We start from the raw sequence: 21,264 nt of genomic DNA, 5'->3' as shown, positions 1-21,264 counted from the left end.
AGATAATATTTTAAGGCTTTTTGCTACAAAAAAAGCGAACATTTGTTCGCTTTAAGAAATCATTGATGATTATTCGCAGAAACTAAGCCATGATGCCGCCATCGGCAACAAATTCAGCGCCGGTCGTAAAGGCACTTTCGTCGGAGGCGAGATAAGTCGCCAGTTTGGCAATATCTTTCGGCTGTCCCAAATGGCGCATCGGGGTCATAGCAATCACGCTTGCCCGCATCTCATCAGGAATAATATCTGTATCAATCCAGCCTGGATGAATGGAATTGACACGAATCTTTTTACCCATCTGCAGAGCTTCCAAAGCAGCAGCCTTGGTCAATAAGCGCGTGCCGCCTTTCGATGCAGAATAGTCAGCAGCACCAGGCAGACCTCGCAAACCTGCAACCGAAGAGACATCAACAATTGAACCCGGCTCAGACATTTGTTTGAAAGCAAAATGAACGCCAAGAAAATTCCCGGACAAATTGATAGACTGTGTCCAGTTAAATTCGGCCAATGACATTTCTGCCAAAGGTTTCCCGACGCCGCCAACACCGGCGTTATTCACAAGAATATCGAATTTGCCGAATTTTTCAATCGTGCTGTCGACAACTTTTTTCCAGTCAGCTTCTTTACTGACATCCTGCTGAATAAATAAGGCATCAGGACCGAGTTTTGAAGCTGCCTGTTGGCCCTTTTCGTCATTGCGTCCTGTGATAACGACTTTTGCGCCTTCCGCAATGAAATCAGCGGCAATTGCTTCACCAATCCCACCATTGCCACCCGTGATAATTGCTACTTTGCCTTTTAAACGATCAACCATAGCTGTATCCTCCGAATTTGTGAATAAATTTACTTTACGGTCTAATTATACAGCTTTGCCTAAATCCAGCGTTTACTTTTTCTTCAGCTTGTTTTTGAACTCGATAACAGCATCCCGCAACTGAGCAGCCTCTTCGAAGTCCATGCGTTTGGCAGCGGCCTTCATCTGATCGGTCAGGCTTTGAATCATTTCTTTCTGATCAGCAGCAGGCATATCGGCAAAAGCCACTTGTGTCAGATCCATCTTGGACTCATCACTTGAAGCAACTTCGTGTGAAATAGCAATGGCACCGCGAATTGGTTTTTTGATCGTCATCGGTGTAATGTGGTGTTTTTCGTTGTAAGCAATTTGAATCTTCCGGCGTCGAGCAGTTTCATCAATGGCTTTTTGCATGTTTTCTGTGATTTTGTCCGCATACATAATCACATGCCCGTTCGAATTACGCGCGGCACGCCCGATCGTCTGGATTAATGACCGCTCGTTGCGCAAAAAGCCATCTTTATCAGCATCTAGGATTGCAACAAGGCTGACTTCAGGAACATCCAAACCTTCACGCAGCAGATTAATCCCGACCAGCACATCGAATTTGCCCAAACGCAGATTACGCAATATTTCCGATCGTTCTAAGGTCTTAATATCGCTGTGCAAGTACTGAACTTTCACGCCATTTTCCTTCAAATACGAAGTTAAATCTTCGGACATGCGCTTGGTCAATGTCGTAATAAAGACACGCTCGTCTTTTTTGGCACGTTCATTGATCTCGCCAAGGAGATCATCAATCTGGCCCATGATCGGCCGCACTTCAATTTCCGGGTCCAAAAGACCAGTCGGCCGAATAATCTGTTCAGCAATATGTTCAGGAGCCACACGTGCTAGTTCATAATCACCAGGTGTTGCCGACATATAAATAATCTGGTTCACATGCTTTTCAAATTCATTTAATTTGAGCGGGCGATTATCCAAAGCCGAGGGCAAACGAAAACCATAATCCACCAAGGTCTTTTTTCGTGCCTGGTCGCCATTAAACATACCGCGAACCTGCGGCATTGTCACATGACTCTCATCGACAACTAGCAGAAAATCCTTCGGAAAGAAATCCAGCAGTGTGAAAGGCGGCTCCCCTTGTTTTCGGCCATCCATCCAACGCGAATAGTTTTCAATGCCGTTTGTATAACCCATTTCCAGCAGCATTTCGATATCGTATTCAGTCCGCTGCTTGATACGCTGCGCTTCCAGCAATTTTCCCTGCTGTTCAAATTTTTTCACCGATTCAACCATTTCCTGGCGGATGCCATCGGTAGCCGTCTTTAAAATATCATCGTTGGTCATGAAATGTTTGGCTGGGAATATTGAAATAAAGTCATCTTCCAATAAAATCTCGCCGGTCAGCGGATTAATCTCTCGAATACGGTCAACCTCGTCCCCGAAAAATTCGACACGAATCGCTTTTTCATCTTCTGAAGCCGGGAATATTTCGACGACATCTCCGCGGACACGGAAAGTGCCACGGGCAAAATCAATATCGTTTCGCACATATTGGATGTCGATTAAGTGGCGCATGAGATTATCGCGCCCATATTCATCCCCGACACGCAGGCTGATCACGTGATCTTTATACTGGCGCGGATCGCCCAAACCAAAAATCGATGAAACAGAAGCTACGACAATTGTGTCATTACGCGACAGGAGACTGCTGGTAGCACTGTTTCGCAGCTTATCAATCTCATCATTAATGCTGGCATCTTTTTCAATATAGGTATCCGAAGAAGGCACGTAGGCTTCCGGCTGATAGTAATCATAGTAGGAAACAAAATACTCGACTGCATTATCCGGGAAGAAGCTTTTCATCTCGCCATAAAGCTGGCCGGCCAATGTCTTGTTATGAGACAAAATCAAGGTCGGCTTATTAGCAGCAGCGATCACATTTGAAATCGTAAAAGTCTTGCCAGTACCTGTCGCACCCAACAAGATCTGTTCTTTAATACCATTTTTAAGTCCGTCAGTCAGCTGCTTAATCGCGGTCGGCTGGTCACCAGTCGGCTGGTATTGACTATTTAATTTAAAATTTCCAGGTAAACGCGTTTCCAATTCCATAGTTCCATTATCGCATTTTTCGTTAGAGCTTTGAACTGGCGTTCCCCTACCACATATTAAATTTAACGAAATTATTTTTTCAGAACTTCAAAGGTATAGATCAGATAACGATCCTGGAAATAACTGCCTGACATTGGCTGCATTGATAAAGGATATCCGTGTCCAGCCTGTGAAACGATCCCAATCGCATGACGGGTGTTATTGTGCCAAGTTATCAGATAACGGCCAGGCCGGAAACGATATTGAAGATGAACCCAAGTTCTATTCTTAGCAAAATGACCTTTTTTAAAAATGATTCTGCCTTGATAACGAATTGTTAATTCGCCGAACTGTTTTTGTTCACGCATGATACGCAGACGCGTAAAACGGCTTCCAGAAATAGTCACTGCTTGCGACACCGACTGCCCAGGACGGATTCTTTTGTCTTCCCGATCATAGCCGGCACCGTAATTGGAATAGTTGCCTAAAACCGGCAGGAAAGTTTGTTTGGCCAAACGATCATCAGGATCTCCGTCGATGACCTGCTGATTCAAATTAACCAAATCAATATCAAAGGCTGCCGCTGCTGCTCCAGCAGCAGAGACAAGAGTCAGCAAAATGAGCGTGATCAAAGTTAATCTAGATTCCGATAATTTGTTCGCTGTTGTGTTCTCTTTGGTTGGCTGGATGGCCAGCAGCAGAATCGGCAAAATGGCAATTTCACCGTAACGGCCGTTCACTTCCCAAAGCAGTGCATAAAAAGACAGCCCGGCTAAGGGCAGAATGATGTTGACAAAAGCGGCCGCAGAAGCCTGATCGTCGTATTGTGACTGAAACAGACGTTTTTTAAGTTTCCAAAAAGCCAGTGCAAAAATCGCGATATAAGATGCACGGGACAATGTCGATACTGCATTGTTGATCAGCTGGGCATGATTTTCATAAAAAGGCGGCGCGAGAATAAAACCCGTATGATAACGATCAAAAATATTTCCCGCATAAAGCAGCACAGCGAATTTTTGAATAAATTGTCTTAAAAGGCCAAGGGGGCCTTCCTGTTTGATCCGATTTAGCAGACGGCGGCCGGCGACGCGGCTGCGCTGAGACTTGTTAGGCAGGGCGGCCATTTGGTTGACATCCTGCTGATTATACTGGCCCGCAGAAACTTGATTAAGCCCCATTGACATCCAATGCGCGATGGGAAATTCGTAACGAGAACTGCTGGAAAAATGGTAACTGTTTGCCAACCTGGTATTAATTGGAAAAGAGAGCGCGATCACAGCAAAAAGGACCAAAAAAAGTTTGAGTACGGGCGCAAAGGCACGATTTCGGTAGTAAAACAAGAAAAGCATTAATAGTAAAATAGCCGGCAGAACCACGATAAAACTGGCTTTGCTGCTCATACCAAAATAAAAAATCACAGCTGACGGCAGCAGCAGTTTCCATGACAGGCGTTTCTTTTCGATCGCATACTGCAGTAAAAAAAGAGCCAGTGCCCAAGTGATCATCGCAGGCAGGTCCGTATACAGAATCCACAGATTATAGCTGTAAAGCATTGGCAGACAGAAAAAAAGCATAGCAGCTAAATTCAAATACCGAATTTTTTTCGTCGCCTGATAAACATTCAACAGACACAAAGCCAAGAATACATTCAATAACGTAAAGGAAATGACTGACTGAATCGCAAATTTATCCAATAAAATGAAATGGCCCAAGCGGACGGCCCAGCTGTAAAAGATAGTTGGTGAAACAATCTGCGGATATTGGGCAAAATAAATCCCCCACCGTCCCTGCCTGCCGTTTGCTAAATCATAGGCGAACGAGCGCAGGCGGAAAGGGTCATGAATAAGTGACGGAATAAAGTTCCGCAACAAATAGATTTCCAATAAGGCAAATAGCAACAACAGGCCAATTAAAATGCCGCGGTTGGCCGCCAAACTGCATTTTTTAAAAAACTGATCGGCTTTTCTGAATAATAGCAGCAGCAATGCAGACAGCAGCAAGACTAAGAAGTTGCCTGGCAAAAAGCTGCCATTTCCGGACATAAAAGTATTAACAACGACACCCGTTAATAAAATAAACAGTAAAATAGCGGTTAACGCCCGGTATATATACCGAAATGAATTCTTTTCCTGACTCACAATAATTAAAGTATAGGATAAAAAAACGCCTCAAAAATGAGACGTTTGTTCAACATAGCCAATAAAATTTTATTGGTTGATATATTCCTTGCTTGAAGCGATGATATCCTGCAGACCTTTTTTAGCATCCGAGAAGAACATCTTCGTATTCGGCAAAGAGAATAATGGATTTGGTACACCGGCATATCCACTGCTCATCGAGCGTTTGATAACAACAACCGACTTAGACTTATCAACATCCAAGATAGGCATTCCGGAAATATCATTCCCCGATTCGCGAGCTAACGGATTCGTCACGTCATTTGCACCAATAACCAAGGAAACATCGGTGTTTTCAAACATAGAATTAGCTTCATCCAGCTGTTTCAATTGGTCATAAGGCACATTGACATCAGCCAGCAGCACATTCATATGGCCAGGCATACGTCCAGCGACCGGATGGATCGCGTAATCAACATTAATCCCGTTATCAGTCAGCAGTTTGGCTAACTCAGCTACTTCATGCTGGGCCTGAGCGGCCGCCAAACCATAACCAGGAACAATCATCACATTATGCGCATAGGCTAATTGCAGGCCGATATCATCAGCTGATGTTTCCACTACTTTGACATCTGTCTGGCCAGCAGGAGAAGCAGGCTGAGAATCATCTGTCCCGAATCCACCTGCCAGAATATTAGCGACTGACCGGTTCATCGCATCAGCCATCTGCAAGGTCAAAATCGTGCCCGCAGCACCAACAAGCGCACCGGCAATAATCAAAACCTGATTGTTAATCACGAATCCGGCAAAAGCAACTGCTAGGCCAGTAAAGGCATTTAACAATGATACAACGACCGGCATATCTGCACCGCCAATCGGCAGTGTCATCAAGAGCCCAAAAGCCAAGCTGGCCAGCAAAGCCAAGACAAGGTACCAGCTATTGTCAACTTGCGTGATCATTAAGATGGCAGCAGCCACGATCGCAATCACGACCAGGATATTGACAAATTTTGAACCTGGAAATGTAATCGGTTTTCCAGAAACCTTCCCGGAAAGTTTGCCAGTGGCAATCAAAGAACCAGAAAATGTAATCCCGCCAATGACGATATCTAAGACCACCGGAATTGATAAAACAAGCGGCAAGTGCCCATTAGCTGTCATGTAATCAAAAGCGCCAATCGCAGCAGCTGCACCGCCACCAACGGCGTTAAATAATGAAACCAGCTGCGGCACATCGGTCATCGGTACTCTTTTTGCCTTGCTAAAGCCATAAAAAATACCCAAAGCCAATCCGGCAGCCAAAGCAATCCAGGCGCCAACTTGGACACGGCCAGAGACCAGGATCTCAATCAAAATCATGATGGCAGCCAGAATCATACCGACAAATGAGAGGCCATTCCCCTTTTTAGCCGTCTTAGGGCTGCGCATCAAATGCACGCCAATCACATAGCAAAAGGCCGAGATCAGATAAATGAGAGATGCAGTTGTTGTCAGACCTGTCATTTTTTGTCCTCCTCTTTTTTAGCTGGCTTGCGGTCAAACATACCTAGCATTCTGTCTGTTACCGTATAGCCACCGGCGACATTGATTGCAGCAAATAGTGCAGCAAAGAAAGTCAGCACATACAACAGCCAATTATTGGCCTCGGCTGCAATAGCAAAGGCACCAACGACAACCACACCGTGAATCGCGTTTGCACCAGACATCATCGGTGTCTGCAGCGTGGATGGAATTTTCGACATAACCTCAAAACCAACCAGCAGGCTTAAAACAAAGATAGCCAAATTGGCATATAATTCTTCACTCATTTTTCTTCCTCCGCTCCCTGTTCCTGCTTTGGCTGTACTGGCCTTTTTTCCATACCCATACGGCTGCGCAGAAAATTCGAATTGATCTGGCCGCCATAAGTTGCCAGCAGGTCTGTCAAAACATCATCATCAAGATCAAAATGAATCTGGCCGTCTTTGACAATATAGTTGATTGTATTCTGGACATTTTTGGCATACATATCCGAAGCTGATCGAGCTACACGGCTCGCTAAATCACCAGCACCAACAATAATTGCACCAGTCTTTGTGACGATGGTCTCGCCAGGTTGGGATCCGGCTACATTGCCACCCAATTTTGATGACCCCAAATCTATGAAGACCGTATCGGCTTTCGCTTCATCTACAGCTTTCTTTGAAACAACAACCGGTGGCTTGCCTCCAGGGACTTGAGCTGTCGTGATAATGACATTATTCTCCGCAATAAAGCCTTCTAATTCAGCCTGTTGTGCTTGTTTTTCATCATCATTCAAGGCACGGGCATAACCATTTTCATCTTTCACCTGGACTTTGGAAATCAATGCTTTGGCACCCAGCGACTCAATCTGGCCACGGGCATCTTCACGAATATCATAACCAGAAACAACTGCACCTAAACGATGGGCAGTACCAATGGCTTGCAAGCCAGCCACAGCTGCACCAATAACTAATACTTTGGCTGGACGCGCCGTTCCGGCAGCTGTCATCATCATTGGAAAATATTGCGGATAGGTATCAGCAGCCAGTAGAGCCGCTTTATATCCAGCAATCGATTTCTGCGATGAATTGGCATCAAGATTCTGAGCTCTTGACACAGTTCGCGGAAGCAGTTCAAAAGCCAAGGCACTGACACCCGCCTTGGCCAGCTGCTGCATCCCTTTTTTATCTCCAAGCGGATTCAGCATTCCGATAATCGTCTGTCCTTGAGACAATTTGGATAAAACTGCCTCGCTAGGTTCGTTAACGACTGTGACAATATCGGCCTTTAATGCCTCTGTTCGCGTGACCAGTTTGACACCAGCCTTTGCATATAAATCATCATTATAAAAAGCCTTTTCGCCAGCTCCCTTTTCGATGCTCACCTCAAAATCGCTCTTAATCAGTTTTGCGGCCGTATCAGGTGTCAATGCGACACGATTTTCGCCGGCAGCTTCTTTAAGAGCAGAAACAACAATTGCCATAAAACCCCTTTCGTGTTTGAAGCTGCAATCACTTGCAAACGCTTCCACGCTTTCCTATTCTATTACATTCTTGTGAAAAATAAATTTTCATTTGCACATTTTTGGATTTTTTTGGTCAATCCGCTGCCAAACACCGCATAATTAAAGAAGATTTCGGTTTTTAAATTGAGAAAACAGTTGCATAGCTTCTTGGGGGTCGCTTAATTGTGTTTAAAAAAAATAAGATAGTCCAAATGGTGATTGCAGGATTAATTCTTGCCGCACGTCTCGGTATCAACGGTCAATTTTTCGTGAACGCTGACACTGCCGGTAATATGCAATCTTCTAGCAGTGAAGCTTCCTCAGCGCCAACTCGGCAAAGCACACAAACCACGAGCCATGCCGACAAACCAAATCCACCTACTTTCCCAGCTGCGATTACCGGCCATCAAAATATCAACCAGACAGCCGAAATTCTTGATAGCAGCCGTAATGACGGTGTTTTTGCAAATGGGCCGGCCCTAACAAGTGCAGACACTATGGCTCCAGAAAGTAATGGGAGCCAACTTAATGGCCGTTCTGTTAATGTTCTAGCAGTTATCAATACAGTCCGCAGCAACGGCCAAAGATATGATTATGCTAAAGTACAGGATCTGGCCAATCAAAGAATTTTCTGGATTGACGAAAGAGCAATTTTAGCCACCATGATCAGCCAAAAAGATGTGCAATACCAGGCAATTATCATTTCAGGACAACGTAATGATGGTATTTACAACAACGGCCCAGCTCTCAGCACTTGGGCCGCTCTAAAAGCAGATAATTCAGCAAAAAATGTTGATGGTCGTCAAGTGACCGTCCTAAAAGAAGCAGAGACACTGCGAGGAAACGGCCAGCATTATTATTATGTCCAAGTGCATGATCCGGTCTCAAACCAAGATTATTGGCTTGACCGCAGAGCATTAACTCTGGGCCAATATGCTGTGATCACTAGTCACAAAACTGTCAATCAATATGCAGAGGTAACAAATCAGCGGAATGACGGCATTTACAATAATGGCCCAGCCTTAACAAATGCAGCCAGCCTCTCTCCCCAAGGCTATGGAAACCGATATGCCGGCCTTTATCTACAGGTAACTGAATTAGCTGTAACTCAGCGTGCGACAGGACGAAGCTATGAATATGCCAAAGTTACTAATCCTGAAAACGGAGAAAGTTTTTGGATTGACAGCCGATCATTAGCGATAAGTGATTTTGCAAGTATCATCAACCAGACTCCGATAAATCAAACTGCTACTATTCGCGACTCGTCCAGAAATGATGCCGTCTACAATAACGGTCCTGCTCTAACAAACATCAATACCTTAGCAGCTAGCAATCAGGGACAGAAGCTTAATGGCCGTGAAGTAATTATTTTAAACGCTGTCAGAACACGCAGGGCTAACGGACAAGAATATGATTATGACCAAATTAAAGATGGTAATCAGACATATTGGATAGATCAAAGAGCTGTTTTAGCTAGTGTTTCATACAAGAATGTCAGCTATCAGGCGATTATTAATACGATTAACCGAACGGATGATTTTTACTTCAATAATCCAGCTCTAACGAACTGGCAAACGCTCTCCGCCAACGGCAGCGACCGTAATCGTAATGGCCATAAAGTTCAGGTTCTGCAAGAAGCTTATACACTTCGAGGCGATGGTAACCGTTATACCTATCTAAAAGTTCAAGATGGTATTACCATTTATTGGCTGGATAAGCGTGCCTTCTTGTTCCCGAATCAATCAGTAACTTTATCGTTTCACCATTTTAATCAAAACCAAGAAGGCGCACCCGAAGGGTGTGAAGGGGCTTCTCTGCAAACAGCCTTGTCAGTCAAGGGCAGGTACCTATCCTTGCGCCAAATTTATAATGCCACCGGCTATGGCTGGTCCATTTCCCCTTATAACGGTTTTCACGGCAATCCCTTTGGCGGCGGCACTTTTCAAACACAGACAGTCTATGCTGAACCGCTGGCACGTGCGACCAAGAAATTTTATAACGGTATTAGCAACATGACCGGTGCTAATGTGAATGATGTTATCTACCAGCTGCAACAAGGTAATCCAGTTGTTACCTGGGCATCTTATACTTGGACTGTCAATCCGGCTAATTTTCATGTCATGTGCATTGTCGGCTATCGGCCAGGATACTTCCAAATCTCAGATCCAATTTTTTGGGGCAATTCTTACTGGATTTCAACGAAAACCTGGCAAAATGTTAACCAAAATGAAAAAACAATCGGCTTCAGCACACCAAGAAGCATGAATATTGTTGTTAAATAAAAAACCGCGACTCAAGGTTGCGGTTTTTTATTTATATTAATCAACTACTTTCGCGCCAATCACATTTTTAAAATGTGCCAAAGCCCAGTCTTGTGCCACTTGTGTGAGCGTGGCAACAGCGTTTTCATGAATGATCAGTTGATAATTCAAATCGTAAGCATCAACAGCCGTGTGTAAGACGCAGATATCCGTACAGACGCCAACTAGATGCAGTGTATCAACATGTCGTTCACGCAAACGCAAGTCCAAGTCAGTCCCGGCAAAGGCACTGTAACGCGTCTTATCATACATATAAACCTGTGGGTCATCTTTGTTAGCACCATACCAAGGTGCCAGCTTGCCATAAAATTCCCGACCCCAGCTGCCAGCTAAATTATGCGGCGGATACAATTTAGTCTCAGGATGATAAGGATCATCTTTCTTATGCAGATCCGTTGGCAGAATCACCCAACCACCGTCAGCTTTGATTTGGTCAGCTAGTTCAACAATCCGGCTGTCAAGAACTTGGGCCGGTTTGCCGCAGGTCAAAGCGCCTTTATCGTCAACAAAATCATTCGTGTAATCAATAATCAGTAATGCTTCATTTTTAGCCATCTGACAAGATTCTCCTTTTGCTGTTAAAACAATTATAATCTTTTCATTGAACTGTCTTGGGTGCCTGCGCGTTAGGTTCATAATAGTGATGCAAAAAGTGTTCAACGTGCCGTTTATAATTTTCAGGATCAACCCAAAAACTTTCAGCATGGCTGGCGTTTTCAACAATCCACAAATCTTTCGGTGACTGTGCTGCTTGATAATTTTCCAGCGCCATATAACTGGGTACAAAGCGGTCCTTCTCGCCGTGAATGAAGAAAATCGGCAGCTTGTTTTTCTTTAATTGCGTCACTGAGGAGACATCCCCGAGATAATAGCCTAAGCGATGGTGATTGATCGTGCTGACAAAGGGATAAAAGGGATATTTCGGCAAATGGTACTGGTGTTTCAGCAGGAAAACCAGTTCTTCGTCAATGCTGGAATAACCGCAATCAGCAATAATACAACGTACCTGCGGCGGCAAGTCTTCTCCACTCAGCATCTCAACCGTTGAAGCGCCCATACTGACACCAAACAGGACGATTTTCGTCTTGTCGCCGAGACGGACAATTAATTTCTGCAGCCAGCGCAGATAATCCAGCCGGTCCAGCCAGCCGAAACTGATATATTTCCCAGCACTCTCGCCATGCCCACGATCGTCGGGCAGCAGCACTGAAAAACCCATGTCGTAAAACATTTGCGCATAATTTGACATGGTCTCGCCATTACCTTTATAGCCATGGGAAATAATCACCGATTTATCGGAACTACCGTCTTTGGCCGGGATAAAATAAGCCGACATATCTTCTTTTTCACCGGAAATTGTAAAAGTCCAGTGCTCTTTATCGACTTTTTTAAACCAATCCACATAGCGCCAATAGTCATCAGCGTATTTCTGCTTATCGGCCGATGTTTCGGGTACGTAATCAACCCGCTTAAAAGCCAAACGGAACAAATACTCGCTGGCCAAAAAGGACAGCGACACAATCCCAGCCGAAGCCAGCAGCAGCCGGCTTGTATTTTTAAAATTTTTCTTTGCCATTAGCACCTCGTAAAATAAATTAAGGCAATCCATGCACTTGAAAGACATTCTAACAGTTACGACCAAAAGGCGCTATTTTTTGGAAAACTGGACACAAAAAAATCCCGCTTGCAACTGGGATTTTTGGGTAACGATTATTTCAAAAGCTGATTAATCTGATCTTTTAAATAGGTTAACTGTTTATTGGCAGCAGCCATATCCTCACCTTTAGCCGCGATATAGACCTTTAATTTCGGTTCTGTACCAGATGGCCGCAGGGCAATCCAAGAACCATCGACAAGCCAGTATTTAATCACGTTAGCCTTAGGCAGAGAAATGCGTTTGCTGGCACCAGTCGTCAAATCTTTGGAGACGCGCAATTCATTGTCTTCAACGGTCTTTACAGCGACTTCGCCAAAATTTTTCGGCCCTTGATTTCTAAAGCGCGTCATCACAGCTGCCATCTGAGCTTGGCCTTGCTCGCCGGGGAACTCTGTGGCTTCAGAAGACTCGGCAAAGGCACTGAACTTAGCATAAATTTCATCCAAGCCGTCGCCGATCGTCATGCCGCGGTCCTTATAATAGGCTGCCAGTTCAGACATTAAAGTAATCGCTTGAACGGCATCTTTATCGTGCACGAAAGGCTTGATCAAAAAACCGTAAGACTCTTCAAAACCAAATTCGAATTGATAATCCTGTTTGGCATCAAATTCAACGATTTTATCAGCAATATATTTAAAGCCGGTCAGCACCGTAAATTGCTTAATACCAAAGGAATCAGCAATCAGACCTGGCAGATTAGAGGAAACATTGGAGGTTACAATCGCGCCATTCTTTGGCAAAGTACCAGCCTGCTGTTGAGCCGTCAAAATATAATTAACCATCAAAGCTGCGATCTGGTTGCCTGTCAGATAGGCATAACTGCCATCTGCTTTACGATAGCCGACACCCATCCGATCCGAATCAGGATCAACAGCCAATTCCAAATCAGTTTGATAACCTTCAGAAAGCTTGAAGACTTCATGAAATTCAGGATTCGGATATTTCACGGTCGGAAAAGTACCATCAGGCTTGAACTGTTCTTTGACAATTGAAACTTTGTTAAAACCCGCCTGTTTTAAAGCGCGCGACCCCAAATCACCGCCAGCACCATGCAGCGGTGTGAAACTGATCGTTAATTTATCTCCCCACTTTTTGATCAGTTCTGGGTTAATCGTGACGGTCTTGACATGCTCCAAATAAGCCTTATCCATGTCGGCACCGATTTTTTTAATCCCGCCGGCTACCTGCTTGATATGAAAAATATCTGTGACACCGGCACGCTCTGCGACAATTTCATCTGCGGGTTTTGGTGGTAACTGGCCGCCGTCTTCACCATATAATTTATATCCGTTATATTCTTTTGTATTGTGGCTGGCCGTGATCATAATGCCTGCATAAGTATGCAAGTTCATAACGGCAAAACTTAATTCCGGCGTCGGATGCGGCCCATTAAACAAATAAACCGTAATATCATGCGCCCGCAGAACTTCAGCTGATACCTTTTTGAATAGTTCAGAATTAATTCTCGAATCGCCGGAGATCACGACGCCGCGTTTTTTAGCATCATCACCCTGCTTTTCCATATGCCGCGCCAACGCTTCTGTCGTCTGCGCAACCGTGTAAATATTCATGCGGTTACTACCGACTCCTAGCAGACCGCGCATGCCAGCTGTCCCAAAATTAAGATCCTGATAGAAGGCATCTTCCAGCTGCGCCTGGCTGGCGTTAGCAAACTCTAAACGTAATCCTTCGGGAAGATCTGCGACTTCCCAGTCTTTTATTTTCTCTTGTATTGTTTTTTCTTTAACCATATGATCATTGTAAATTTTTCTTGGTTAAAATAGTTGTATGACAATAAAATTAGTAGCAATTGATGTAGATGCCACTCTGCTGAACAGCAGAAACGAATTAACCAAACATACAATCGACGTTTTGGAAGAAGCGATCAAGCAAGGAGTTAAACCCGTGATTACTTCCGGGCGTCCACTGCCAGGCACCGAACCTTATTATGCTAAGCTCGGGATTGCTAATCGCGATGATCAATATGCAATTAATTACAACGGCGCAACTATCAGAACCACTTCCGGAAAAATGATTGCCCAGACGCCTGTCAGCATTCAGGACTATCGCGATATCTATAAATTGGCCGGTGAAATCGGTGTCAAGGTCCACGCTGAAACAGCCGATTATATTTATACGCCCTATTTGTCAGCACCGAAATATACAAAATACGAGTCTAAATTAACCAATTGCCAAGTGCGCCATGTCCGCATGCAGGACTTAAAAGAATCTGATGTTCTAGCCAAAATTATGTTCATTGACGAACCTGAAATCATTGAAAGAGTCAAAAAAGAATTGCCGCAGTGGGTTTACGATCGTTTTACAGTCGTCCCCAGTTCGCCTATTTTCTTGGAATTCATTCATAAAGGGATCTCAAAGGGCAGTGCGGTCAAGACCTTGGCTGAGAAATTAAATATCGACATCAGCGATGTGATGGCTATCGGTGATCAGGGAAACGATATTTCTATGATCGAAGCTGCCGGTGTTGGTGTGGCGATGGCTAACGCGATTGACGAAGCCAAAGAGAAGGCTCAATTCATCACGAAGAGCAATGATGAAGACGGCGTCGCTTTTGCAATTGAGAAGTTTGTCTTAAATCAAGAACAGTTAGAAAAATAAGCTGCAGCAATCAATTCTGCAGCTTATTTTTTTTGGCATGAACATGGGCGACGATCCAAGTCGTGACCGGAATCGTTAACAACACCCCGATCATGGCAATGAATAAATCAATAATCGCAGCCACCAGCAGTTTGCCATTAATTAATTGAGCAAAACTGTAATGCAGGCGAATGTAGAAAATAGCCAAGGTTAAATTCTCGCCCAAGACGCCAAAGAAAAGTGTATTCAAAGCTGTTCCAATAATCTGAGCACCGATAATGTTGCCCTGCTTATACAGATTGGCGTTTGTAATATCAGGCGTGCTTTCGATCAATTCATGCAGATCGGCTGAAATCGCCATACTAGCCTCAGCAATTGCACCGAGGCTGGCAATTACAGTCACAATAAAAGCAATACGATGAAAGTTCAAGCCTACAGCCAACAGCAACCCCTCCAATTCTTCTGACGACTCAGATGAAAACCCCTGGACGTTTGCTAAATAATTAATCGGAATAATCAGCAGTACAACAGCAAATAAGACAATCAGGCTGGCCACAAAAGCATGATTCGTCACTTCTTGATTATCAGCGGAAAGATAAATGGAAACGGCCAGAATTATAAAACTGATCGCAACCGTCACGATATAAACATTAAACTGCCAATTAATCAGAATAATCAGCAGAAAGATTGCGGCAAGATTGATGATGAGGCCGATAAAGGCCTTAAAACCTTGTTTCCCCGCCACCAAAATCATTAGAAGAAACAAAATGATAATTAACCAAACAAAAGTCGTCATCGGGCAAGCCTCTTTTCAGCTGACAGCAAACTGGCCGACAACCAAGATGTGATCGGCACAGTCAGGACAATGCCAATTGCAGAAATCACCGTGGATAATAATCCCAGCATCATGGTCATATCAATCGTGTAGGACCAGGTATTGCCGTTTCTTAAATATAGGAAGACCATCGGCAATGTATTGGCGATAAAGACCATGAATAAGACATTCGTTAAAGAGCCAACAATGTCCCGACCAACACGCATGCCGGAAACAAAATACTCGCCAAAGGAACGGTCTGCCCGTTCACGCTGCATACCAAACATCATGGCCGTAATATCTGAGGACTCGTCCATAGCTGCGCCTAACACGCCAATCATCAGTTCCGAATAAAAGAGTGGGATCGGAAATTGTGTGATAAAGTCCATGTATTCGAAATGAATCCCACTAGCATGATTGACTGCAATCGTGATCGCGCCAATCCCAACACCGGCGGCCGTTGACAGAATTGTCGACAAAAAGACAATCACAAATTGCTTGCGCCTGCCCAGCACCAACAATAAAGTAATAAAAGCAAAAACGATGGTCAAAATCGCGAAGATGAAGACAGCTGGTGCGTCTTCAAAATTGATGTCCAACAAAATTGCCAGAATAAAGAAGATAAAATTCAGACCCAAACTGCCGATAATCCGCAAGCTGATTTTTTTTGTCAGCCCGATGGTCAGAGCCAGCATCAAAGTAATCGTGAAAACAAGAAAAGTATCCCGCTTTTGGCCGATGATGCCCCACCATTTTTTATGGCTTAACAGCAAGCGCTGGCCAACACGATATTTTTGTGTCAGCACTTCCGAAGCAACATATTGATTGCTAATCGTTATCTTCTGATTCTTGCGCTTCGTATTTAAAAATTTAACCGTCAGCTGTTGTGTCGCGCTACGGTCTTCATTAGCAAAATAATCTCGCGTACGATGGCTGTCGTTCTCTTTAACTCGAACAACTTGGGCAATAGGCGTCTGATAGAAAACAGTATCAAAGTGTGTCAAGGCTGTTAAGCCGATGACAGCCAACAAAAGAATGGCCCATTTGAGGAGTTTGCTGCGGGAAAAAGACATTACCTGCATTTTAGCGCAAATAAAAAAAGCGCACGCGCTTTTTATGCAGCATCAGGTAGTTTCAAATCCGATGCTTTAATGAATGCAGTTTTCTTAACAAAAATAAAATGAGTGGCAAAAGCCAGCAGCGCTGGAATAAGTACAAACTCCACGATCAGCAGCAGGATATTGGTTGTGCCTGTTTGAAAGGCACCCAGGGGGCCAACGAGTCCTGAGATACCAAAGCCGGCTGACATAGGCGTACCGCCGACTTGTAATACTGCGGCCTCAAAACCAGCCAGCGCCGAGACAATCATGATCGGAATGAACAATTTAGGTTTGCTGAGCATATTCGCCATTTGAATTTTTGGTGTGCCGATAAAATGACTGATTGTCCCACCGAAAGTGTTGACAGAAGAACCCATGATCGCCAAGGTGAAACTGGCGGTCGTGATACCTAAATTAGCCGCGCCGGATCCGATGCCAGTCAAACCGATTGCAATCGCAATGCCGGCTGATGAGATTGGCGACAGAATCAGGACAGCGAAGATTAGTCCCATTAAAGGTGCCATAACTAACGGCTGCAGATCAGTCAAGCGATTAATGCCGGCCCCAATTTCGGTTGTAATCCAGTGAACGTAGGGAAACAAGAATCGGCCTAGGCCCCCAGCGATTCCCAATACGAGAATCGGAGATAGAATGACCTTTAGCTGGCCTAAATGCGACTGGATTAATTTGATCAGCACAACCGCAATCACCAGTGTCACACCAATGTTGATAATGTCGCCGGTACCGGCAATCACGAAGCTACCTTTAGCTCCAATGCTGGCAGCACCAGAACCCATAAAAGCTGCTAAAGCCATTGAACCCGTATCAATCATTGAAAAACGAAAAGCCTGCCCCACGGCGAATGCCGCTATCACTGCGAGCAAGCTTTGTGCCATGCTAGTCATTTGAATCACGGACAAGGCGGCGGGATTGCTGCCGAAAGCTCGCATCAAAGAACCTAAAACTGCACTGGGAATCAGCGTAATCACAACGCCAATGCTGAGGCCGTTTAAAATATTTAAAATAAATGAATTTTTTTCTTTTTTCATATAAACCTGCTTAACGCCCTGAGGGCTTATTGATGGAATTTTTTTACATATCAGCGTCAGTAACGCTTCGCTGTTTGGCTTTTTGCATCTTTAAAAATGCAGATAGACGTTGAGCAGCCACTTTTAATTGCGCCAAAGATGTCGCATAGGAGATTCGCATATAACCGGCCTGTCCAAAAGCAACACCGGGTGTCAAACCAACTTTGGCTTCTTTGGCAATCTGCCGTGCCAGTTTGAAACCATCCTGCTCGAGATAATCCGGAATCTTGACAAAGAAATAAAAAGCACCATCCGGATACGCGTAATGCAGACCCATTTGATCAAAAGCCGATATGAGAAATGCACGTCGTTTTTTATATTCAGCCCGCATAGATTCAGCGTCATTTTCACCCGGTCCGAAAGCTTCAGCACCGGCGGCCATGACAACGTTAGGCTGAGTCGTCGTGATTAATTCATGGATTACGGCTAATTGAGAAATGATCGCAGCAGGTGCAGCAATAATGCCCAAACGGTAACCAGTCATAGCATGAGACTTAGAAACACCGTTGAACAAAATCGTCTGTTCTGGCAGGGCTTTTGCAAAAGAGGCATGCGGCCGGTCATAAGTCAGCTCGGAATAAATCTCATCGGAAACCACGAAAATATCGTGCTGTTTTAAGACGGCTGCCAAAGCTGCAATCTGAGTTTCGCTATAAGCGACACCGGTGGGGTTTCCGGGACTTGCCAGCACAATCGCTTTAGCCTTGGGATGCTCTGCCAAAACAGCCGTTAGCCTAGCAGGGGTCAACAAAAAGTCGTCATCAACCGTTGGTACAGGAACAACTTTTGCCCCGCATACAGTGGCTGCAGCACCATAGACCGGGAACGTCGGCTGTGGAATAATCACTTCGTCGCCAGGATTCAGCAGCGTCTTCATCGTGTCAAAAATCCCTTCTGTGACGCCGATGGTCGTCAGCAATTCAGTCTTAGGATCATAATCCAAGCCATAACGATCCTTCAAAAAGCTGGCAGCGTTTTTCAACAAAAGAGCTGTTCCCTTAGACGGCCCATAATGAGAATCATCAGCCTGAATATCGGCGACAGCAGCTGCTTTAACGTGTTCTGGTGTGTTGAAATCCGGCTCGCCAATCGTCAGCATGACAATATCGTCAATCCCTTTGAATTCTTGATTCAAGGCCAAGATCATACTCGGTTTTGTGCCTTGTACCACGCTGTTGGTCAATCTCTCTAAATTTTTTCTAACTTGCGGCATCTTCTCTCTCCTTAATTTCGAATAAAAAAAGCACTCCGAGTTCATCCCAAGAGTGCTTAAAAAATCTTAGCGGTCCCAGGATTTAAACCCGCGACCAAACTGGCAACACGGGTTAGCGCGTAAACCAGTAATAGTAACTGTGCATTTGTGACATCTGATCTGCCATCGAAATTACTGCTAAGCTTAACGGAAAAAAACCAGTCTGTCAATCATTTTTTACGACATTTTCAATGATTCACAAACTTACTCACATGACTGACTTAGAAGGACTGTGGCCGCGGTTAGCCCGCCGATCAAGAAGATAAAGGACGGAAAATTCAATCACAAACAGCAGCAGGCTGGCCATCAGCAGCAGCTCGCTAGCAAATCCAGCATAATACTGGCCATTTTCCGTTAAATTAGCGAAGTAGCCTGTCACCATATGGTCAATCTGGAAATAAGAAAAAATATTCAAATAATTCGGCGGTATCATCTGACCGGCCAGCAAAAACAAGCAAGTCGCCACATTGGTTAATTTTTGATTTTTGATCAGAAGCGACAAGATACCATTCAAGGCAAACACAAAAATAATCAAGGACAATAACAAGGGCAAAGCTGTTAAAAGATACTGGTACAAAGGATACAATTTCCCGAGATTGAACATCGAGAAGGCGTGATTATAAGTCACCATCCAAACCGGATATTGCAAGCTGCCAACTTGACCAAAGATTGCCATCAGCAGCAAGAAGACTGCTAACGGCAGAAAAATGACGGTCATAGCCAGAATAACCTGAGACAATAGCTGCTCAGCATATAAAGCATGCCGGCTTTGACCGTAAGTTTTTAGTAAACGCCAATTAGGATGGTGATGATCTAATTCTGATGCGAATCGACCACCAAACAGGAAAATCAACCCTATCAGCAGCAGCAAAGGCCCATAGCTGCTCTGTAAAAAGGCATACAGCAGATACCAACCTTTCAGGAAAAAATAATGGTTCCAATACTGTAAATAATCGCGCGTTCGTCTAGGTGCCCGACCCTGGATATTCAAAAAATTATCATAATGGAAGAAAAAGCCATAAGGATAAAGAGCCTCAACTCGATGTCTTTGCAAATAGGCCAGATAATCCAAAGTTTGTTGGGCATAGCCTGCATCATCGCCGCCGCCGTATAAAAAACGCCGGTTCTGGTCAGGCGAGACATAATCTGTCGCTTGATTAGGCTGGAAACCATAGGAATTGAGCTGATTTTTCTGATCAAACATGGTCGTGGAAAACCAGCGGAAATAAGTCTTCTGGCCGCCATTCAAGGCCTTTAGTTCTTGCCGGGTGTCCTTTCGAACAATGGCCGAATTAATATAGTTGTTTGAGGACTTATAGTATGTGTTTTGAACCAAAGTCTGGCGATAGTGATTTAAAAAAAGCAGCTGGCTGCCTTTCTCATAAGCTAAATAGGCGAAAAGCAGTAAGAAAATCACGATAGCAGCCTTGAGAAAATGACTGGAAATCCACAGTTTGCGAAATTCGAGCTTTAAAAATTTCATAGTCTCATCCCCTTTGGCAAAGGCCGATTGACCGCCTTTTGGTAAATCAGCGGCAGTAACGCGTTGACCAGCAAAGCTAGCAGTAGGCCAATCACAAACAAGGGCCATAATAACTTAATTAAAGGCTGAGTCATACCAAGAAAAGTCATCGGATAGGCAAAACTGCTGGATCCAGACTTGAGCAGCGGGTGATCCAAGATGAGAAAAGTGCTGCTAGCTAGAATGTAGATGACAAGCAGATCGGTGATAAAACGTTTTAAGGCAAATAACATTTTTCCCAAAGCTAAGGATTTTTCATCTGCCAGCGTCTGCAACAAACGTTCATTTTTCCGTTCCTTTTCCAGCAGAAAGAAGGCCAGCTGGATCACCAAAAACAGCAAAATACTTAGCGGATTAAAGAAATAACTCGTGAAAAGGAAGAAAACATTCGGAAAATTAAAACTGGCATCGTTAAACTCAAAACTCATATGTGCTTTCATCAGACGACGGGCTTCAGCAGCGTTCGCACGAAAAATATCAGCATCACTGGCTTGGATCGGTCCTTGACTCTGATTTAAAATATCGGCCTGGCGAGATACTTGAATCGTTAATGGCAAGTAATTTCCCTGACGGTTATTCAAAGCGTTTTCTTGTTTTTTAATTGCATTGGATACGTTGGCAGCTAGCTCCAGACCATGCCGTAGATAAGCCAGCTGTTTTTTCGGCATCTCGGGATTGTCGTTAATTTGTTTGGCAACACCATACATGGCACCGCCAATGGTTGAACGCTGTGCATCGAACTGTCTATCATAGGCTAGAGTCTGCTGCTGAACACCTAAAAACATTGAAATAACGAACAGAGTCACATAAACGACAATAAAAGCCAGATCAATGCAGAAAAACCAGCTTTTAAAGAAGCTTATTTCCGCTACATGAGAAAGTACTTTGGCGCGGGTCATGA

At 44.3% G+C, this 21,264-nt stretch carries 17 protein-coding genes; 2 read left to right on the top strand and 15 right to left on the bottom strand.

Annotation, left to right across the window (positions count from 1 at the left end; genetic code table 11):
* Positions 1–82 precede the first annotated feature (82 nt).
* From NRF22_RS07255 to NRF22_RS07230, 6 genes are all read right to left on the bottom strand, one after another.
* Positions 83–814, bottom strand: a complete 732-nt coding sequence (locus NRF22_RS07255) for a glucose 1-dehydrogenase (RefSeq protein WP_263779894.1) — start codon at positions 812–814, stop codon at positions 83–85.
* A 72-nt stretch (positions 815–886) separates the two neighbouring features.
* Positions 887–2,908: an excinuclease ABC subunit UvrB gene (gene uvrB, locus NRF22_RS07250; protein ID WP_263779893.1), complete on the bottom strand. Its 2,022-nt coding sequence runs from the start codon at positions 2,906–2,908 to the stop codon at positions 887–889.
* A gap of 71 nt (positions 2,909–2,979) precedes the next feature.
* Entirely contained in the window at positions 2,980–5,025 is a 2,046-nt protein-coding gene (locus tag NRF22_RS07245) for a hypothetical protein (protein WP_263779892.1), read from the bottom strand.
* Positions 5,026–5,094: 69 nt separating this feature from the next.
* Entirely contained in the window at positions 5,095–6,507 is a 1,413-nt protein-coding gene (locus NRF22_RS07240) for an NAD(P)(+) transhydrogenase (Re/Si-specific) subunit beta (protein ID WP_263779891.1), read from the bottom strand.
* Positions 6,504–6,812 (bottom strand): NAD(P) transhydrogenase subunit alpha, encoded by a 309-nt coding sequence (locus NRF22_RS07235; protein WP_007745543.1) that lies wholly within the window; start codon positions 6,810–6,812, stop codon positions 6,504–6,506. The genes NRF22_RS07240 and NRF22_RS07235 overlap by 4 nt, the downstream gene beginning before the upstream one ends.
* Positions 6,809–7,990: an NAD(P) transhydrogenase subunit alpha gene (locus NRF22_RS07230; protein WP_007745542.1), complete on the bottom strand. Its 1,182-nt coding sequence runs from the start codon at positions 7,988–7,990 to the stop codon at positions 6,809–6,811. Before NRF22_RS07230 ends, NRF22_RS07235 begins: the two co-directional genes overlap by 4 nt.
* Positions 7,991–8,223: 233 nt before the next feature.
* Between NRF22_RS07230 and NRF22_RS07225 the strand changes: the two genes are divergently transcribed.
* The gene (locus tag NRF22_RS07225; RefSeq protein ID WP_263779890.1) at positions 8,224–10,293 is read left to right on the top strand and encodes a GW dipeptide domain-containing protein; all 2,070 of its coding nucleotides are present in this window, start codon (positions 8,224–8,226) and stop codon (positions 10,291–10,293) included.
* Positions 10,294–10,329: 36 nt separating this feature from the next.
* On the opposite strand, the gene NRF22_RS07220 is transcribed toward NRF22_RS07225, so the two are convergent.
* The 3 genes from NRF22_RS07220 to NRF22_RS07210 form a co-directional block, all read right to left on the bottom strand.
* A complete protein-coding gene (locus tag NRF22_RS07220; RefSeq protein ID WP_263779889.1) occupies positions 10,330–10,887 on the bottom strand; it encodes a cysteine hydrolase family protein in 558 nt (185 codons plus the stop codon).
* 43 nt (positions 10,888–10,930) lie between these two features.
* Positions 10,931–11,908 carry an alpha/beta hydrolase gene (locus NRF22_RS07215; protein WP_263779888.1) on the bottom strand — a complete coding sequence of 326 codons (978 nt, stop codon included), beginning with the start codon at positions 11,906–11,908 and terminating at the stop codon, positions 10,931–10,933.
* Positions 11,909–12,042: 134 nt separating this feature from the next.
* Positions 12,043–13,740, bottom strand: coding sequence for a phospho-sugar mutase (locus NRF22_RS07210; RefSeq protein WP_263779887.1), 1,698 nt, complete (start codon positions 13,738–13,740; stop codon positions 12,043–12,045).
* Positions 13,741–13,777: 37 nt separating this feature from the next.
* On the opposite strand from NRF22_RS07210, the gene yidA reads away from it, so the two are divergent.
* Complete coding sequence (gene yidA / locus NRF22_RS07205) at positions 13,778–14,608, top strand: sugar-phosphatase (RefSeq protein WP_263779886.1); 831 nt, start codon at positions 13,778–13,780, stop codon at positions 14,606–14,608.
* Positions 14,609–14,618: 10 nt separating this feature from the next.
* On the opposite strand, the gene NRF22_RS07200 is transcribed toward yidA, so the two are convergent.
* The 6 genes from NRF22_RS07200 to NRF22_RS07175 form a co-directional block, all read right to left on the bottom strand.
* Positions 14,619–15,383, bottom strand: a complete 765-nt coding sequence (locus NRF22_RS07200; protein ID WP_263779885.1) for a YibE/F family protein — start codon at positions 15,381–15,383, stop codon at positions 14,619–14,621.
* Positions 15,380–16,474 carry a YibE/F family protein gene (locus NRF22_RS07195; protein ID WP_263779884.1) on the bottom strand — a complete coding sequence of 365 codons (1,095 nt, stop codon included), beginning with the start codon at positions 16,472–16,474 and terminating at the stop codon, positions 15,380–15,382. Before NRF22_RS07195 ends, NRF22_RS07200 begins: the two co-directional genes overlap by 4 nt.
* A 41-nt stretch (positions 16,475–16,515) precedes the next feature.
* Complete coding sequence (locus NRF22_RS07190) at positions 16,516–17,550, bottom strand: PTS transporter subunit IIC (RefSeq protein ID WP_263779883.1); 1,035 nt, start codon at positions 17,548–17,550, stop codon at positions 16,516–16,518.
* A 43-nt stretch (positions 17,551–17,593) separates the two neighbouring features.
* A complete protein-coding gene (locus NRF22_RS07185) occupies positions 17,594–18,802 on the bottom strand; it encodes an aminotransferase class I/II-fold pyridoxal phosphate-dependent enzyme (RefSeq protein ID WP_263779882.1) in 1,209 nt (402 codons plus the stop codon).
* Positions 18,803–19,049: 247 nt separating this feature from the next.
* Positions 19,050–20,324: a hypothetical protein gene (locus NRF22_RS07180; RefSeq protein WP_263779881.1), complete on the bottom strand. Its 1,275-nt coding sequence runs from the start codon at positions 20,322–20,324 to the stop codon at positions 19,050–19,052.
* Positions 20,321–21,262: a hypothetical protein gene (locus NRF22_RS07175; RefSeq protein ID WP_263779880.1), complete on the bottom strand. Its 942-nt coding sequence runs from the start codon at positions 21,260–21,262 to the stop codon at positions 20,321–20,323. The genes NRF22_RS07180 and NRF22_RS07175 overlap by 4 nt, the downstream gene beginning before the upstream one ends.
* Positions 21,263–21,264 lie beyond the last annotated feature (2 nt).

The sequence above is a fragment of the Oenococcus kitaharae genome (assembly GCF_025758695.1).
Lineage (GTDB): Bacteria > Bacillota > Bacilli > Lactobacillales > Lactobacillaceae > Oenococcus > Oenococcus kitaharae_A.
This window is presented reverse-complemented; position numbering and strand designations above follow the sequence as displayed.

Coding starts and splice junctions, on each gene's coding strand:
- NRF22_RS07230 (WP_007745542.1), bottom strand. CDS start 7,990: ATGGCAATTGTTGTTTCTGCTCTTAAAGAAGCTGCCGGCGAAAATCGT.
- NRF22_RS07185 (WP_263779882.1), bottom strand. CDS start 18,802: ATGCCGCAAGTTAGAAAAAATTTAGAGAGATTGACCAACAGCGTGGTA.
- NRF22_RS07180 (WP_263779881.1), bottom strand. CDS start 20,324: ATGAAATTTTTAAAGCTCGAATTTCGCAAACTGTGGATTTCCAGTCAT.
- NRF22_RS07240 (WP_263779891.1), bottom strand. CDS start 6,507: ATGACAGGTCTGACAACAACTGCATCTCTCATTTATCTGATCTCGGCC.
- NRF22_RS07200 (WP_263779885.1), bottom strand. CDS start 15,383: ATGACGACTTTTGTTTGGTTAATTATCATTTTGTTTCTTCTAATGATT.
- NRF22_RS07195 (WP_263779884.1), bottom strand. CDS start 16,474: ATGTCTTTTTCCCGCAGCAAACTCCTCAAATGGGCCATTCTTTTGTTG.
- NRF22_RS07190 (WP_263779883.1), bottom strand. CDS start 17,550: ATGAAAAAAGAAAAAAATTCATTTATTTTAAATATTTTAAACGGCCTC.
- NRF22_RS07215 (WP_263779888.1), bottom strand. CDS start 11,908: ATGGCAAAGAAAAATTTTAAAAATACAAGCCGGCTGCTGCTGGCTTCG.
- NRF22_RS07235 (WP_007745543.1), bottom strand. CDS start 6,812: ATGAGTGAAGAATTATATGCCAATTTGGCTATCTTTGTTTTAAGCCTG.
- NRF22_RS07210 (WP_263779887.1), bottom strand. CDS start 13,740: ATGGTTAAAGAAAAAACAATACAAGAGAAAATAAAAGACTGGGAAGTC.
- uvrB (WP_263779893.1), bottom strand. CDS start 2,908: ATGGAATTGGAAACGCGTTTACCTGGAAATTTTAAATTAAATAGTCAA.
- NRF22_RS07225 (WP_263779890.1), top strand. CDS start 8,224: ATGGTGATTGCAGGATTAATTCTTGCCGCACGTCTCGGTATCAACGGT.
- NRF22_RS07255 (WP_263779894.1), bottom strand. CDS start 814: ATGGTTGATCGTTTAAAAGGCAAAGTAGCAATTATCACGGGTGGCAAT.
- NRF22_RS07175 (WP_263779880.1), bottom strand. CDS start 21,262: ATGACCCGCGCCAAAGTACTTTCTCATGTAGCGGAAATAAGCTTCTTT.
- yidA (WP_263779886.1), top strand. CDS start 13,778: ATGACAATAAAATTAGTAGCAATTGATGTAGATGCCACTCTGCTGAAC.
- NRF22_RS07220 (WP_263779889.1), bottom strand. CDS start 10,887: ATGGCTAAAAATGAAGCATTACTGATTATTGATTACACGAATGATTTT.